General features: G+C 63.2%; 12 protein-coding genes. 10 read left to right on the top strand and 2 right to left on the bottom strand.

The annotated features are described in order from the left end of the window. Positions 1-67: 67 nt before the first annotated feature. The 3 genes from ACZ1JY_RS01280 to ACZ1JY_RS01270 all read left to right on the top strand — a co-directional run bounded on the left by ACZ1JY_RS01280 (position 68) and on the right by ACZ1JY_RS01270 (position 5,470). On the top strand, positions 68-2,233 hold the full coding sequence (locus ACZ1JY_RS01280) for a primosomal protein N' (protein ID WP_465130105.1): 2,166 nt from the start codon (positions 68-70) through the stop codon (positions 2,231-2,233). Between the two features lie 48 nt (positions 2,234-2,281). Further along, a complete protein-coding gene (locus ACZ1JY_RS01275) occupies positions 2,282-3,832 on the top strand; it encodes a cryptochrome/photolyase family protein (RefSeq protein ID WP_465130104.1) in 1,551 nt (516 codons plus the stop codon). A 90-nt stretch (positions 3,833-3,922) separates the two neighbouring features. After that, complete coding sequence (locus ACZ1JY_RS01270) at positions 3,923-5,470, top strand: tetratricopeptide repeat protein (RefSeq protein ID WP_465130103.1); 1,548 nt, start codon at positions 3,923-3,925, stop codon at positions 5,468-5,470. Positions 5,471-5,500: 30 nt separating this feature from the next. On the opposite strand, the gene ACZ1JY_RS01265 is transcribed toward ACZ1JY_RS01270, so the two are convergent. Both ACZ1JY_RS01265 and ada read right to left on the bottom strand, forming a co-directional pair. Further along, positions 5,501-6,370 (bottom strand): lysostaphin resistance A-like protein, encoded by an 870-nt coding sequence (locus ACZ1JY_RS01265; protein ID WP_465130102.1) that lies wholly within the window; start codon positions 6,368-6,370, stop codon positions 5,501-5,503. 3 nt (positions 6,371-6,373) lie between these two features. Further along, positions 6,374-7,420 (bottom strand): bifunctional DNA-binding transcriptional regulator/O6-methylguanine-DNA methyltransferase Ada, encoded by a 1,047-nt coding sequence (ada, locus tag ACZ1JY_RS01260; protein ID WP_465130101.1) that lies wholly within the window; start codon positions 7,418-7,420, stop codon positions 6,374-6,376. Between the two features lie 152 nt (positions 7,421-7,572). Between ada and ACZ1JY_RS01255 the strand changes: the two genes are divergently transcribed. From ACZ1JY_RS01255 to desA, 7 genes are all read left to right on the top strand, one after another. Continuing rightward, the gene (locus ACZ1JY_RS01255) at positions 7,573-9,129 is read left to right on the top strand and encodes a S1C family serine protease (protein WP_465130100.1); all 1,557 of its coding nucleotides are present in this window, start codon (positions 7,573-7,575) and stop codon (positions 9,127-9,129) included. A gap of 167 nt (positions 9,130-9,296) precedes the next feature. Beyond that, on the top strand, positions 9,297-9,851 hold the full coding sequence (locus ACZ1JY_RS01250; protein ID WP_465130099.1) for a F0F1 ATP synthase subunit delta: 555 nt from the start codon (positions 9,297-9,299) through the stop codon (positions 9,849-9,851). A gap of 31 nt (positions 9,852-9,882) precedes the next feature. Further along, positions 9,883-11,412 (top strand): F0F1 ATP synthase subunit alpha, encoded by a 1,530-nt coding sequence (atpA, locus tag ACZ1JY_RS01245; RefSeq protein WP_465130098.1) that lies wholly within the window; start codon positions 9,883-9,885, stop codon positions 11,410-11,412. 60 nt (positions 11,413-11,472) lie between these two features. After that, positions 11,473-12,345: a F0F1 ATP synthase subunit gamma gene (locus tag ACZ1JY_RS01240; protein WP_465130097.1), complete on the top strand. Its 873-nt coding sequence runs from the start codon at positions 11,473-11,475 to the stop codon at positions 12,343-12,345. A 28-nt stretch (positions 12,346-12,373) separates the two neighbouring features. After that, complete coding sequence (gene atpD / locus ACZ1JY_RS01235; RefSeq protein WP_465130096.1) at positions 12,374-13,816, top strand: F0F1 ATP synthase subunit beta; 1,443 nt, start codon at positions 12,374-12,376, stop codon at positions 13,814-13,816. 143 nt (positions 13,817-13,959) lie between these two features. After that, entirely contained in the window at positions 13,960-14,217 is a 258-nt protein-coding gene (locus tag ACZ1JY_RS01230; RefSeq protein ID WP_039335066.1) for an ATP synthase F1 subunit epsilon, read from the top strand. Between the two features lie 288 nt (positions 14,218-14,505). Beyond that, complete coding sequence (gene desA, locus ACZ1JY_RS01225; RefSeq protein ID WP_465130095.1) at positions 14,506-15,894, top strand: syringate O-demethylase; 1,389 nt, start codon at positions 14,506-14,508, stop codon at positions 15,892-15,894. The last annotated feature ends 207 nt before the right edge of the window (positions 15,895-16,101 follow it).

Below are 16,101 nucleotides of genomic sequence, written 5' to 3'. Positions count from 1 at the left end.
TTTCTCCTCAATTCCTTTGCGCCCGGGCTTTGCCGGTTGCGATGCAGCCCCATATAGACCGGCGAACATGAACCGCGTCCGATGCCTCGTCTTCAATTCCGCGCTCGGCCCGCTGGATTATCGCGTGCCCGCCGGTATGGACGTGGAACCGGGCAGCGTCGTCATTGCACCGCTCGGACCGCGGCAGATCATTGGCGTGGTCTGGGAAGCGGAACGGCTGCCGGGAACCGAAGTTCCGGATGCGAAACTGCGCCCCCTCCTCCAGGTCCTCCCTGTCCCTCCCCTGCCCGCACCCCTGCGACGCCTGATCGAGTGGACCGCCGACTATTACGTCGCGCCGCTTGCGGCAGTGGCGCGCATGGCGCTGTCAAGCACGGCCGCGCTGCAGGGCGGCGGCACCGTCACCGAATATCGCCTGACCGGCCGCGAGCCGGAACGCATGACGCCCCAGCGTCTCATCGCTCTGGACCTGTTGCAGGACCAGCAGGCAACGATCCGCGAACTGTCGGAAATCGCCGGCGTCTCCGATGGCGTGCTACGCGGCATGGTCAATGCCGGGCTGCTTGAACCGGTGGTGGTCGATTCTGACCGGCCTTATCCGCCTGCCGACGCCGGTTTCGCCGCGCCTGACTTGTCGGATGAACAAGCGGAAGTCGCTGCCCGCTTTGTCGCGGCGGTCAATGCACATGACTTCCATCCGTTTCTGCTCGACGGCGTGACGGGCTCGGGCAAGACGGAAACCTATTTCGAAGCGGTCGCAGCCGCGATCGAGCAAGGGCGGCAGGTCCTCGTGCTCCTTCCGGAAATCGCGCTTACCGAGACTTTCCTGAAGCGCTTCGAAGCGCGCTTCGGGGTGCCGCCGGTTACATGGCACTCTTCGCTCAAGTCGTCGGAACGGCGGCGCGCATGGCGGGCCGTGGCAGCCGGAACGGCGCAAGTGGTGGTCGGTGCACGCAGCGCGCTGTTCCTGCCCTTCGCCCAACTCGGGCTGATCGTCGTCGACGAAGCGCACGAGATCTCGTTCAAGCAGGACGACGGGGTGCGCTACAATGCCCGCGACGTTGCAGTGATGCGCGCGCATTTCGAGAAGGTGCCCGTCATCCTGGCGAGCGCCACCCCGGCACTGGAAAGCCTGCAGATGGCTGAAGCCGGCCGCTATGAGCGCGTGGTCCTGCCTGCGCGCTTCGGCGGAGCAACGATGCCTGTCATCCAGATCGTCGACCTGCGCGAACAACAGCCCGAGCGCGGACACTGGATTGCGCCACCGTTGGTGGAGGCGCTGAAGGATAGGCTCGGCAAGGGCGAACAGTCACTGCTGTTCCTTAACCGACGCGGCTATGCTCCGCTTACCTTGTGCCGGACTTGCGGTTATCGTTTCCAGTGCCCGAACTGCTCCGCCTGGCTGGTCGAGCACCGCCTCTCGCGCCGCCTCGCCTGCCACCACTGCGGACATGAGATCCCGCCGCCCGATGCCTGCCCCGAATGCAGCGAGCCCGATTGCCTCGTCGCGTGCGGCCCGGGCGTGGAGCGCATCGCTGATGAAGTCGCCGCGATCCTGCCTGAAGCACGCGTCGCGCTGGTCACCTCCGACACGCTGACCAGCCCTGCCAAGGCCGCCGAGTTCGTCGAGATGGCAAGCAACAAGGCGATCGACGTGATTGTCGGCACCCAGCTCGTCACCAAGGGCTATCATTTTCCCGAGCTTACGCTGGTCGGAGTGATCGACGCCGATATGGGTCTCGAGGGCGGCGATCTTCGCGCGGCCGAACGTACCTATCAACAGGTCGCGCAGGTCGCGGGCCGCGCCGGCCGTGGCGAAAAACCGGGCGAGGTGCTGATCCAGACCCGGCACCCCGAAGCCCCGGTAATCGAGGCCCTGGCCAGCGGAGACCGTGACGCCTTCTATGCCGCCGAAGCCGAAGCCCGGCGTGATGCCGGAGCGCCGCCTTTCGGTCGTTGGGCGGCAATAATCGTCTCCAGCGAGGACGAAGCCGAAGCGCGCGACGCTGCAAGGGGCATCGGAGGCTCCGCTCCGCGCCTTGACGATGTGCTGATCCTTGGCCCCGCACCCGCCCCACTATCGCTGCTGCGGGGCCGCTATCGCTATCGCCTGCTCATCAACGCTCGCCGTTCCACCGAACTGCAGCGGGTAATCCGCAACTGGCTCGACCCGCTGCGCTTCCCGCCGGGCGTGCGCGTCGCCGTTGATATTGATCCCTACAGCTTTGTCTGACCCTTAGGGTCAGGTTGAACGAAACCGCCACTCGGCCATTCCGCAAGGATGACCGGCCCCGTTCTCGTTCCCATCCTCGGCGACCAGCTTTCGCCCGACATCTCCAGTCTTGCCGACCTCAGGCCTGAGGACACCGTGGTCCTGATGATGGAAGTGGTCGAGGAGACCACTTACGTTCGCCACCACAAGGCCAAGATCGCGCTGATCCTCTCGGCCATGCGACACTTCGCCGAGGAATTGCGCGAAGCTGGCTGGATGGTCGATTACGTCCGCCTCGATGCCCCTGAAAACACCGGCAGCTTCACCGGCGAAGTTGCCCGCGCCATAAAACGCCACAACGCACGCGGCGTGCAGGTTACCGAGCCAGGCGAATGGCGCGTACGGCAGGCAATGGAGCAGTGGCGCACGGACCTCCCCGTTCGCGTTCGCATCCTGCCCGATACCCGCTTCATCTGCCCCCTCCCCGACTTTTTCGAGTGGGGTGCAGGTCGCCGCGAATTGCGCATGGAGTGGTTCTACCGGGAGATGCGCCGCAAGACTGGGCTGCTGATGGATGGGGACAAGCCGGTCGGTGGCCGCTGGAACTTCGATGCGGAGAATCGCGGTGGCCCCGAAGCTGGCCTCGCCCCACCGGGGCTGCCGGCATTCAAGGCTGACGACACGACGCGCGAAGTGCTCGAAATGGTTTCAACCCGCTTCGCAAGGCACTTCGGCTCGCTGGATAAATTCGCTTGGCCGGTAACCCGTGCCGAGGCCGAGCAGGCGCGCGACGCTTTCCTCAAGGACCGACTGCCATTGTTCGGCAAGTATCAGGACGCGATGGTGTCGGGACAGGATTTCCTGTTTCACGCAGCGCTCTCGCCTGCGATCAATATCGGCCTGCTCGACCCGCAGGACCTGTGCCAGCGCGCCGAAACGGAATGGCGCGAAGGCCGCGCACCGCTGGAAGCCGTCGAAGGCTTTATCCGCCAGATCATTGGCTGGCGGGAGTATATCCGCGGAATGTACTGGTTGGAAATGCCGGGGCTCGCTGATGCCAACGGCCTTGATGCCCACCGTCCGCTCCCCGAATTCTACTGGACGGGCGACACGCCGATGCACTGTATCGCCGAATGCGTTCGCACCACTCGGGACAATGCCTATGCCCATCACATCCAGCGGTTGATGGTGCTCGGCAATTTCGCGCTGCTTGCCGGCCTTGCCCCCCGCGAAGTGGCCGAATGGTATCTGATCGTCTTTGCCGATGCCTATGAATGGGTCGAACTGCCCAATGTGTCGGGCATGATCCTTCATGCCGACAAAGGCCGTCTGGCGTCGAAACCCTATGCAGCCAGCGGAGCCTACATCGACCGCATGAGCGACTACTGCGGCAAATGCACTTTCAACGTGAAGCAGAAGACCGGCCCCGCTGCCTGCCCGTTCAATGCACTCTACTGGCACTTCCTTGCACGGAATGAAAAGCGGCTGGCGGGTTATCATCGGCTCGCCCAACCCTATGCGACATGGCGAAGGATGAGCGAAGATCGGCGTCATGAATACATCGCCAGTGCCGAGGCTTTCCTGGACAGTCTTTCCGACCAGCCATCAACTTGGGGCTGAAATCGATCCGGTGAAGATTGTGCTTGCCGATAATGCCAGAATGAAGGACTGCTCTTCCTAAGTGGTTTGACAATGGGTGGTAGATCCGGCGTGAATATTTCTGCGTTCAAGAAGTTCCTGCGGACCATCGCCGTAGGCGCAAGCATCTTTGCAGCAGCAACTACACCAGCCGCCGCAGAAAGCTGGTACAGACTCAACTCCCGCCATTTCGCGCTGCATAGTGCAGGCAGCGTCGAACTTGCCACGAAGTTGTCAAATGACCTCGAACGATTCGATTTTCTGGTACGGCAGATGTTCGGCATTCCGGATGATCCCAATGCCATGCCGCTGCCGATCTACTTGCTGCCGAACAAGGCTGCGGTCGGCGCAATGTACAAGGTCCCGGAGGTAGCGGGGTTCTTCTCGCATGACATCGAAGGCCGCTTCATCGTTTCGCATCGCGAAGTCGCCATGTCGGAACTCGAACTCGGTGCCCAGACTACCTTGTTTCATGAATACGCCCACTTCCTGATGTTCCGAAACTTCCGCTTCGCCTATCCCTCGTGGTACGTCGAAGGCTTTGCGGAGTATCTTTCCACCGTCGAATTCGACAGTCAGGGCCGCTTCGACCTTGGCCGTCCGGCTCGCCATAGAGCGTGGAGCCTTGCGCGGGACGACATGCCTCTGACCGATGTGCTGGCCGGCAAGCAGGGGCACAATTCGGATCTGTTCTACGGCAAGTCCTGGCTGCTGGTGCACTTTCTCAGCACGAGCCAAGAGCGCAAGGGCCAGCTCGGCAATTACCTCTCGCTCGTGGCTGGTGGAATGCCACCGGACGAAGCCGGCACCGCTGCATTCGGTGACCTGAAGAAGCTCGATCGCGAACTCGACAAGTACATGCGCGGAAGCATCAAGTTCTCACGTTCCGCCACGCCCTTGCCGCAGCCTGCCGCCCCTGCCCTCGAACGCTTGTCGGCGGTCGATTCGGCCATCGTGCCCCTCCACCTCATGCGCTTCATCGACAAGCGCGAGGAAGAGGCGCTTGGCGAACTGCGCCAGATCGCTCTGGCAAATCCGCAGTCCGCCAATGCCGCTTACGAGTTGGCAAGAGCAGCTCAGGCGCTCGCGAACAACACCGATGATACGGCCAGAGAGATCGCCTTGTGGAACGAGGCCGAGAAGTTCAACGAACTTGCCTTGAAACTGGCGCCAGGGATGGCGCGGGCGAACCTCCTGAAGGGCGAAATCGAGATGCACCGGCTCGAGAACCTGTCCATCAGGGCGCCCGAACGTTGGACTGCGGCCAGAAGCTGGGTCAAGAAGGCCAGCGACGCATCACCTTACGATTCCTTCGCGTTCTGGACGCTGTTCCAGAGCTACAGCAGCGAGTCGGCAGATATACCCGGTTCTGCGCGCTACGCCTTGCGACGGGCGCTCGAACTCGCGCCGGAGGCGAACAGCATACGCGCAGCCTTTGCCTGGGACCAGGCGAACCAGGGGCGGTTCGATGACGCTATCGCCCATGCGCGCATCCTCGCCAACGATCCTCACGGCGGACAGTACGGCAAATCCCTCCTCGCCCGGATCGAGCGTTGGAAGTCAACAGGGCAACCAGAGAAACCTTGTACGGCAGAGGAAGACGCCTGCGAAAGTCAATGATGCCTCGGCACTGACGAGGCGACCGCTCCGTCAGCGCCGCGCCCACATGGGCGGCCTTATACCGCCCTCACGAATGACGCGCAGGAGCAGGAGCAAGCCCGCGCCGGTCGCCACCAGCATGGCGATCACGCTTGCCTCCAGGCCGAACGCGCCGCCGGTCAGCCAGTCAGGTCCGTTGCGGGTCGTTATCAGCAGGCCCTCGGGCGCATTGCCCCCTGATACCGGCACGCTGAATACCCACCCTTGGGTGAAATTCCACGCGGCATGAATGCCGATCGGAATCCACAACCGTCGCTTCCAGAGGTAAGCCGCGCCCAGCAGGATGCCGGCCTCCATTGCAATCGCAAAAGCGGCAAACAGGCTCGCCCCGTCGTTGGCCAGGTGCGCAGCACCGAACAGCGCCGAGGTGACAACCAGCGCTGTCCAGGTGCCAAGCATCGCCTCGACGTGCCGCAGCAGTATGCCCCGGAACAGAATCTCCTCGATCGTCCCCGAGGTGACCGCCATCGCCAGCATCGCCCACAGCGCGCCAATGCCATTCACGCCTTCGACAGACAGTCCGCCCAGCAGCGCGACAATCCCCGTCATCAGGGTGAAAAGTGCGCCGCCGATCAGAATTCCAAGCGGCAGGTCCTTGGTCATGGTCGCAAGCGGAAGATCGTGGGCCGACCGCCGCTCGATCCAGCGAGTGCAAGCGAGGTAGACCAGTATTGCCAGAACAGCCACGCCAAGGCCGCCAAGGAAGTAGCCGGGCGTTCCGTGCGAAAACAAACCTTTCAGACCAACCGTCGCAGCAGACGCAGCCATGGCAACGGCAAGGAACTCGAGAATCATCAGTGTCAACGGGAAGGCGATGATCCTGCGCAAGATGCCCGGTCTTGCCGTCTGAAGATCGTCCATGCCTTACCCCCGGTTGGTTTCGCGCTCCTTGTCGAGCAATCGCTGCTTGATCTCAAGCCCATAGGCATAGCCGCCAAGCGAGCCGTCCGAGCGGATCACGCGATGGCACGGGATCAGCACCGCCACGTTGTTGGCCCCGTTAGCCGATCCCGCCGCGCGCACCGCGCCGGGCTTGCCGACCGCTGCGGCGATTTCGGCATAGGAGCGCGTCTCTCCCGGTGGAATGGCCCGGAGTGCCTGCCACACCGCTTCCTGGAAAGCAGTGCCCTTCACGTCGAGCGGGATATGCGAATGGTCTCCCGGCGTCTCCACCGCCGCAATCACTTGCTCAAGCAGGCCTGCGAAATCTTCGCCGCCCTGCTCCAGCGCGGCATTGGGAAAGCGCGCCCGCAAAGTCGCTGCATCCTCGTTGAAAGACAGTCGGCAAATGCCGCGTTCTGTCGCCGCGACCAGCATCGCGCCCAGCGAGGTCGGCACCACTGCCCAGCGGATCGTCACGCCGCGCCCGCCGTTTGCCCAAGCCGAAGCCGTCATGCCCAAGCGCTCCTCTACCGCAGCGTAAAATCGCGAAGGTCCGGAAAACCCGGCGTCATAGATCGCATCGCTGATCTTGCCCGCGCCCGACAGCGCTTCAGCCATGCGCTCCTTCTGCAGCGCGCGCGCATAGGCCGCGGGTGAAAGCCCGGTCGCCTTTGCAAAAACCCGCTGAAAGTGCGTTGGCGAATAGCCGCAGCGCTCGGCAAGGTCGGCAAGCGCCAAAGGCTGCCCCGCCGCCTTGATCGCCTCGATCGCCATCAACACCGCGCGTTCATCGCGCGAAACGTCATCGGGCGAACAGCGCAGACATGGGCGCAAACCGGCCTCTCTTGCCGCAACCCCGTCGGTAAAGAACTGGACATTGGCACGACGTGGATGCCGGGCCGGACAGGATGGACGGCAATAGATGCCGGTGCTCAGCACGCCAGTGACGAAACGCCCGTCAAAAGCGCGATCGCGCGCCAGCACAGCACGCCAGGCTTCATCGTCGGGAATGTCCGCAGTTGCGCCCATGTCCTGTCGATAATGCGCAGAACGATCTCGGCAAGCCTGTGTCGCATCGTGCATCGCTTCGTCTCCTCGTTGTGGAGAGAATCTGGCCACACTGCGCCACCAAAGCGTCCCGCACCTTGCGGTCAAAGCAAATCAGCGCAAAAAGCGCCTCCATGCGTGTCGCCAAACAGTTAATCGCCTTTCTGGTTGCCCTACTGGCGCTTGGATCCGCACCGGTCGCTCTTGCCGACCCCGCGGACATCAGCGCGGCAAGCCGATCCGTGGTTCGCGTGGTGATCATCGAAAGCGACGGGGATCGGGCCCGGCTGATCACCCATGGCACAGGATTTGCCGTAACCCCGAACCTGATCGTCACCAATGCCCACGTCGTCGAAGAGCTGCGCGGGGACGACACGCTCATCGCTGGCGTCGTCCCCGCCGAAGGCCGCAACGGCTATCCGGCGAAGCTGGTTGCCTATTCGCCCGGCAATGATCTTGCCCTGTTGCGCATCGAAGGTGGCGGCACCCTTACACCGATCACGCTCTTTCCCGGCGCGCCTACAGACGGTTCCGAGGTCTATGCCGTGGGTTATCCCGGCAACGTCGATCTGGCGCAGGGGCTGTCGATGGCCGATCTTGTCACGCCGCAGGAAGCGGTCAAGACGCGCGGCTATCTGTCAGGTGGGCGCTCTTCGCGGTCATTCGATACCCTTTTGCACACCGCCCCGCTGGGATCGGGCAACTCGGGCGGCCCCCTGCTCGATTCCTGCGGCCGCGTGATCGGCGTCAACTCCTTCGGCACGGTCAGCGACAACAGCACCGATTCGTCGTTCTATTTCGCCATTTCGATGCGCGAGATCTCGGCCTTCCTGCTCCGCGCCAAGGTTGATGTGCACAGCAGCGGCCTGCCCTGTCGCTCGATCGCGGACCTCGATCGCTCCGAAGCGCAACGCGCGGCGGGAGAGCAGGCGCGCATGGCTGCCGAACGCGACGCACGCGCGCAAGCCAGCCAGCAGCAGTTCGAAACTGCGCGCCGCGAGGCCGAAATGGCCGTCCTGTCCGAGCGCGACAACGGCATGGCCCTGGCCGCACTGCTTCTCGTCGGTGCACTTGGCGCCGGTGGCTGGGGCATGGTCCAGGCCTCCAGACGCCGCGGCAAGTTCCAGCGCAAACACATCTTTGGAGCCGCAGCCTTGCTGGTGTCCGCCGTCGCTGTCTGGTTCCTGCGGCCGTCACTTGCATCGATAGACAGTCGCGCACGGGAAAAGCTCGAACAGCCACACACGTCTTCCAGCGCATCGGCAGCAGCACTCGATCGTGCCGGCTCCGGACGCATGATCTGCGTGCTCGATCCCGAACGGAGCCGCGTCACTGTTTCGGATATCACCGATGTTCCGATCGAGTGGACTGAAAGCGGCTGCATGAACGGAAAGACCCAGTACGGCCTCGCCAACGATGGCTGGAGCCGAATCCTTGTCCCGAATGGCGAGGAGACGGTCTCGGTGAATTCGTATGATCCACAATCCCGGACCTACACGGTGGAGCGGTTTCTGGTGGGGCTGGATGCCATGACCGAGGCTCGCGCCGCACGCGCCAGGCTCAATGCGCCCGCATGCGGCGCGGGCGAAGAAGCTGCCCGCCAGTTCGGCCAGAACCAGCAGTCGATCAAGGCGCTTCTGCCGCCTGAACCCAACGAACGGATGCGCTACAACTGCCAACCCGCTCCCTGATCGCCCCGCATCAGGAAAAACACGATCATACCTATGCACAAGAAGCCAAGTCGCATCTTGTCATATCGGCCTGACGTTGCTAGGCGCGCCCCGTCTGCAGGCCACCCGGTGTTCATCGCCGGGCAATGGTCTGCCTCGGCTTATCCTGGATGAAGGAACTTCGGCGCGTGGAGATTTCCAGCGGCATTACGGCCAGCCTGTCAGGGCGTTACGCCTCGGCACTGTTTGATCTGGCCAATGAACAGAGCTTCGTTTCGGCGGTCGAAGGCGATCTCGAGAAGCTCGATGCTGCACTGCGCGAATCGGCTGACCTCAAGGGCCTGATCGGCAACCCGCAGCTCGGCCGCGATGCAGCAGGTCGCGCGATGGATTCGGTTGCCGGCCTGCTCGGCCTTGGTGACCTGACCAAGAAGTTCCTCGGCGTGCTCGCTTCGAACCGCCGCCTCTCGGCCCTGCCCGACGTGATCCGCGCCTTCGGCCAGATCGCTGCCGCCCATCGCGGCGAAGTCAGCGCCGAAGTCGCCAGCGCTCACCCGCTCGACGACGTACAGGTCGCCGCCCTCACTGAAAAGCTGAAGGCCCGCACCGGCAAGTCGATCAAGCTCAAGACCAGTGTCGATCCCGACATTCTCGGTGGCCTCGTCGTCAAGATCGGCAGCCAGATGATCGACAGCTCGATCCGCACCCGTCTCAATTCTCTCGCCCAGGCGATGAAGGCCTAACGGCCCGCACAGGTTCCAGGAAGGACAGAACATGGAAATCCGCGCCGCTGAAATCTCGAAGGTCATCAAGGACCAGATCGCCAGCTTCGGCACCGACGCCCAGGTGTCGGAAGTCGGGTCGGTTCTCTCGGTGGGTGACGGTATCGCCCGCATCCACGGTCTCGACAAGGTCCAGGCCGGTGAGATGGTCGAATTCGCCAACGGCGTGAAGGGCATGGCCCTGAACCTCGAAGCCGACAACGTCGGCGTCGTGATCTTCGGCTCGGACGCCGAGATCAAGGAAGGCGATGTCGTCAAGCGCACCGGCACCATCGTCGACGTGCCCGTCGGCAAGGGCCTGCTCGGCCGCGTGGTTGACGCTCTTGGCAACCCGATCGACGGCAAGGGTCCGATCGTCGACGCCACTCGCACCCGCGTCGAAGTCAAGGCTCCGGGCATCATCCCGCGCAAGTCGGTGCACGAACCCGTGCAGACCGGCCTCAAGGCAATTGACGCCCTCGTCCCCGTCGGCCGTGGCCAGCGTGAGCTGATCATCGGTGACCGCCAGACCGGCAAGACCGCCGTCGCGATCGACACCTTCATCAACCAGAAGGCCGTCAACGCCGGGACCGATGAAGGCAAGAAGCTCTACTGCATCTACGTCGCCGTCGGCCAGAAGCGCTCGACCGTCGCGCAGATCGTCCGCCAGCTCGAAGAAAACGGCGCGATGGAATACTCCATCGTCATCGCCGCAACCGCTTCGGAACCGGCTCCTCTGCAGTACCTCGCACCCTACACCGGTGCGACCATGGGCGAATTCTTCCGCGACAACGGCATGCACGCCGTGATCGTGTACGACGACCTTTCCAAGCAGGCCGTTGCCTATCGCCAGATGTCGCTGCTGCTCCGCCGCCCGCCGGGCCGCGAAGCTTACCCCGGCGACGTGTTCTATCTCCACAGCCGCTTGCTCGAGCGTGCTGCGAAGATGAACGACGAGAACGGCGCTGGCTCGCTCACCGCCCTGCCGATCATCGAAACCCAGGCGGGCGACGTTTCGGCCTACATCCCGACCAACGTGATCTCGATCACCGACGGTCAGATCTTCCTTGAAACCGGCCTGTTCTACCAGGGCATCCGTCCGGCCATCAACGTCGGTCTGTCGGTGTCGCGCGTCGGCTCCTCGGCCCAGACCAAGGCGATGAAGAAGGTGGCCGGCTCGATCAAGCTCGAGCTTGCCCAGTACCGCGAAATGGCGGCCTTCGCCCAGTTCGGTTCGGACCTCGACGCTTCGACCCAGAAGCTCCTCAACCGCGGTGCGCGCCTGACCGAGCTGCTCAAGCAGCCCCAGTTCTCGCCGCTCGGCTTCGAAGAGCAGACCTGCGTGATCTTCGCCGGTACGCAAGGCTACCTCGACAGCGTTCCGGTAACGCGCGTCACCGAGTACGAAGCCGAACTGCTCAGCTTCCTGCGCACGCAGCACGCTGACCTGCTCGGCCTGATCCGCGACACCAAGGACCTTGGCGACGAAGCCAAGGGCAAGCTGGTCGCGGCGCTCGACGCTTTCGCAAAGCAGTTCGCCTAAGTCTTTGAAGTCAACGCCACCCCGTCCAGCGCGGCGGGGTGACGGATCAAGGGAGCCGTCATGGCCTCGCTGAAGGAACTCAAGGGCCGGATCAACTCGGTCAAGTCGACCCAGAAGATCACCAAGGCCAAGCAGATGGTCGCGGCGGCCAAGCTGCGCAAGGCGCAGGCGGCTGCCGAAGCCGCACGCCCCTATGCCAGCCGCCTCGCGGAAGTCATGGGCAGCCTTGCCGCCAAGGTCGCAGGCCAGGACAATGGTCCACTGCTCATGCGCGGCACCGGCTCTAACCAGCGCCACCTCCTTGTCGTGGTCAACACCGACAAGGGCCTGTGCGGCGGTCTGAACTCGAACCTCGTCAAGGAAGCCAAGCTGCAGGCGCGCGCGCTTGAAGCCGCTGGCAAGACGGTGATGTTCTACCTCGTCGGCAAGAAGGGTCGCGCACCGATCCGCCGTGACTATCCGAACGGCATCGCCGCCGGATACGACACCAGCAACGTGCGCACACCTGGCTTTGACGAAGCAGCCGCCATCGCGCGTGAGCTGATCGCCATGTTCGAGGCCGGCAAGTTCGACGTCGCCCACCTCGTCGCCCCGGTGTTCAAGAACGCGCTGACGCAGCAGCCGGTCACCACGCAGATCATTCCGGTCCCCGCCCCCACCAGCACCGTCGCTGTCGACTCTGTGGTGGAATACGAGCCGGGCGAGGAGGAAATCCTCGAGGAACTGCTGCCGCGCTACGTCACCACGCAGCTCTTCGGTGCACTGCTCGAGCGTGAAGCCTCGGAACAGGGCGCGTCGATGACCGCGATGGACAACGCGACGCGCAATGCGGGCGAGCTGATCAACAAGCTCACCATCCAGTACAACCGCAGCCGCCAGGCCGCGATCACCACCGAACTCATCGAAATCATCGCGGGCGCCGAAGCGCTCTGACGACGACATAGAAGGCAAGGAAACGAAAATGGCCACCGCAGTAGCTACCGGCAAGATCAGCCAGGTCATCGGCGCCGTCGTCGACGTCGCGTTCGAGGGCGAACTCCCCGCGATTCTCTCGGCGCTTGAAACCGACAACAACGGCAACCGCCTCGTTCTCGAAGTTGCGCAGCACCTCGGCGAAAACACCGTCCGCACCATCGCGATGGACTCGACCGACGGTCTGACCCGCGGCCAGCCCGTGCGTGACACCGGCGCGCAGATCTCGGTGCCGGTCGGCCCCAAGACCCTCGGCCGCATCATGAACGTCGTCGGCGATCCGATCGACGAGCGTGGCCCGGTCGGTGCCGAGCAGACCGCTCCGATCCACGCCAAGGCTCCGGAATTCATCGAGCAGTCGACCGAAGCCGCGATCCTCGTGACCGGCATCAAGGTCATCGACCTTCTCGCTCCTTACGCCAAGGGCGGCAAGATCGGCCTGTTCGGCGGCGCCGGCGTGGGCAAGACGGTTCTCATTCAGGAACTGATCAACAACATCGCCAAGGGCCACGGCGGCGTGTCGGTCTTCGCAGGCGTCGGTGAACGCACCCGCGAAGGCAACGATCTCTACCACGAATTCCTCGACGCCGGCGTTATCGCCAAGGACGCCGATGGCAACCCGACCCCGGACGGCTCGAAGGTCGCCCTCGTGTTCGGCCAGATGAACGAGCCCCCGGGCGCCCGCGCTCGCGTCGCTCTGTCGGGTCTGACCATGGCAGAATACTTCCGCGACCAGGAAGGCCAGGACGTTCTGTTCTTCGTCGACAACATCTTCCGTTTCACCCAGGCGGGTTCGGAAGTGTCGGCACTGCTTGGCCGTATTCCTTCGGCCGTGGGCTACCAGCCGACGCTCGCCACCGACATGGGCGCGCTGCAGGAACGCATCACCTCCACCACCAAGGGTTCGATCACCTCGGTGCAGGCGATTTACGTCCCCGCCGACGACCTTACCGACCCGGCCCCGGCCACCTCGTTCGCTCACCTTGACGCAACGACCACGCTGAACCGCGCCATCTCGGAACTCGGCATCTACCCGGCGGTTGACCCGCTCGACTCGACCTCGCGCGTGCTGACGCCCGCCGTCGTCGGTGAAGAGCACTACCAGACCGCTCGCCGCGTTCAGGAAACGCTGCAGAAGTACAAGTCGCTGCAGGACATCATCGCGATCCTCGGCATGGACGAGCTTTCGGAAGAGGATAAGCTCACCGTCGCCCGCGCCCGCAAGATCCAGCGCTTCCTGTCGCAGCCCTTCCACGTCGCCGAAGTGTTCACCGGCATCTCGGGCAAGTTCGTCCAGGTCGAAGACACCGTGCGTTCGTTCAAGGCAGTCGTCGACGGCGAGTACGACCACCTTCCCGAAGCCGCGTTCTACATGGTCGGCGGCATCGACGAAGCGGTCGAAAAGGCCAAGAAGCTGGCTGCTGAAGCTTAAGGCTCTCTAGCCCTCTCCCCTTCAGGGGAGAGGGTTGGGAGAGGGGTTGCACCGCCCTTCCCCCTCTCAACTTCGGCTAGGCAGACAAGCTGCCAAGCCTTCGTATCTCTCCCCTCAAGGGGAGAGAGCATGCGAGGAATGAAATGTCCCTTCACTTCGAACTCGTCACCCCGGCCCGCCTCGTCCGTTCGGAAGAGGTCCACATGGTGGTCGTTCCCGGCACCGACGGTGAATTCGGCGTGCTGGAAGGCCACGCGCCGTTCATGTCGACGGTCAAGGACGGAACGATCAAGGTCTACAAGTCGGCAGGTTCGGCGCCTGAAGAGATCACGGTCCAGGGCGGCTTCGCCGAAGTCGGCGCCAAGGGCCTGACGGTTCTCGCCGAGCACGTCGAAGGCTGATCCGCCGAAACCGACACGCAGAAGGGCTGGTCCGCAAGGACCGGCCCTTTTTCGTTTGCGTGACTGCGAAGACGGGCCTTCGACAAGCTCAGGCTGAGCGGGATTGGTTAGTGAACCACCTTTTCAAACACCCGCGTATCCAGCGCTTGTCGAAGGATGCAAAGCGCGACACTCCGTATGCAGCACATACAATATTTCACCCAATTCAGCATTCCGAACTTTTCAAGCACGCGAAAATGAGGCATGACGAGTCCATATCCGTGAAATCGCATCGGGAGAGCTTGAGAAATGTCCCAGACCCTCGAACAGGTCATCCAGAACGCCGGTGACCTTGTAAACTTCGTCCGCAATCAGCAGGTCGGCCCCAACGTCTACCCCGGCGTCCCGGCAGAGTATTCGAACTGGCGCAACGAACAGTGGGCATGGGCGCATTCGGCGGTGCTCTACAACCAGTCGTACCACATGGTCGATCTCGCGGTTAAGGGACCTGACGCCTTCAAGATGCTCGAGCACCTCGGCATCAACTCGTTCAAGAACTTCCAGCCCGATCGCGCCAAGCAGTTCGTTCCCGTCACCCCGGATGGCTACGTCATCGGCGACGTGATCCTGTTCTACCTCGACGAGAACCACTTCAACCTCGTCGGCCGCGCGCCGACGATCGAATGGGTCGAATACCACGCGGCGTCGGGCAACTGGAACGTCACCGTCGAGCGTGACGAACGCTGGGCGATGCGCACCGATGGCAAGCGCAACTCCTACCGCTTCCAGATCCAGGGCCCGAACGCGATGAAGATCATCGAGAAGGCCACCGGCAAGACCGCGCCCGACCTCAAGTTCTTCCACATGACCCGCATGACCATCGGCGGCAAGGAAGTGCGCGCCCTGCGGCATGGCATGGCCGGCCAGCCCGGTTTCGAGCTGATGGGCCCGTGGGAAGACTATGGCGCCGTCCACGCCGCACTGGTCGAGGCTGGCAAGGAATTCCAGATGGCGCTGGTCGGGGGTCGCGCCTACTCGTCGAACACGCTGGAATCGGGCTGGATCCCCTCGCCCTTCCCGGCGATCTACACTGGCGAGGCGCTGCGCCCTTACCGTGAATGGCTTTCGGCCAATTCTTACGAGGCCAAGTGCTCGGTCGGCGGCAGCTACGTGCCCGAAACCATCGAAGGCTACTACACCACGCCGTGGGATCTCGGCTACGGCCCCTTCGTCAAGTTCGACCATGACTTCATCGGCCGCGCCGCGCTCGAGAAGATGGCCGCAGAAGGCAAGCATCGCACCAAGGTGACCCTGGCTCTCGACAATGAAGACGTCATGCGCGTCCAGTCCTCGGCGCTGAGCAAGGGCGATCGCGCCAAGTTCATGGAGTATCCGAGCGCTGTGTACTCGATGCACCCGTTCGATCAGGTCCTCGCCGGTGGCAAGCTGGTCGGCCTTTCCACCTGGATCGGCTATACCGCCAACGAAGGCAAGTTCCTCACCCTCGCGATGATGGAACCCGGTTACGTCGAGCCCGGCACCGAGGTCAGCCTGCTGTGGGGTGAACCCGATGGCGGCACCACCAAGCCGACCGTCGAACCCCACGTCCAGACCGAGATCAAGGCTACCGTTGCCGCCGTTCCCTATTCGGAAGTGGCGCGCGACAACTATGCCGAAGGCTGGCGCACGAAGAAGTAAGACTGAGGGCAACAGCCCGAATGCGAGAGCGCCGGCCCATCCCGACGGGTCCGGCGCTCTTTGCGTTTGGGTGGCAGGCTAGGCCTTCGACAGGCTCAGGCTGAGCGGGGAATTGGTCCTCGATCAGAACCTTAATCCCGCTCATCCTGACCTTGTCAAAGGATGCCGACCGACCCAGACAAAAACACAGATTTCGTTTGTGTTACT

The sequence above is a fragment of the Novosphingobium sp. BL-A-41-Hi4B-X5A genome (genome assembly GCF_055521705.1).
This window is presented reverse-complemented; position numbering and strand designations above follow the sequence as displayed.

What these genes read in the sequence shown, in the direction of transcription:
- ACZ1JY_RS01275 (WP_465130104.1), top strand. Translation starts at nt 2,282, where the DNA reads ATGACCGGCCCCGTTCTCGTTCCCATCCTCGGCGACCAGCTTTCGCCC.
- ACZ1JY_RS01240 (WP_465130097.1), top strand. Translation starts at nt 11,473, where the DNA reads ATGGCCTCGCTGAAGGAACTCAAGGGCCGGATCAACTCGGTCAAGTCG.
- desA (WP_465130095.1), top strand. Translation starts at nt 14,506, where the DNA reads ATGTCCCAGACCCTCGAACAGGTCATCCAGAACGCCGGTGACCTTGTA.
- ACZ1JY_RS01255 (WP_465130100.1), top strand. Translation starts at nt 7,573, where the DNA reads ATGCGTGTCGCCAAACAGTTAATCGCCTTTCTGGTTGCCCTACTGGCG.
- ACZ1JY_RS01265 (WP_465130102.1), bottom strand. Translation starts at nt 6,370, where the DNA reads ATGGACGATCTTCAGACGGCAAGACCGGGCATCTTGCGCAGGATCATC.
- ada (WP_465130101.1), bottom strand. Translation starts at nt 7,420, where the DNA reads ATGGGCGCAACTGCGGACATTCCCGACGATGAAGCCTGGCGTGCTGTG.
- atpD (WP_465130096.1), top strand. Translation starts at nt 12,374, where the DNA reads ATGGCCACCGCAGTAGCTACCGGCAAGATCAGCCAGGTCATCGGCGCC.
- atpA (WP_465130098.1), top strand. Translation starts at nt 9,883, where the DNA reads ATGGAAATCCGCGCCGCTGAAATCTCGAAGGTCATCAAGGACCAGATC.
- ACZ1JY_RS01280 (WP_465130105.1), top strand. Translation starts at nt 68, where the DNA reads ATGAACCGCGTCCGATGCCTCGTCTTCAATTCCGCGCTCGGCCCGCTG.
- ACZ1JY_RS01230 (WP_039335066.1), top strand. Translation starts at nt 13,960, where the DNA reads ATGTCCCTTCACTTCGAACTCGTCACCCCGGCCCGCCTCGTCCGTTCG.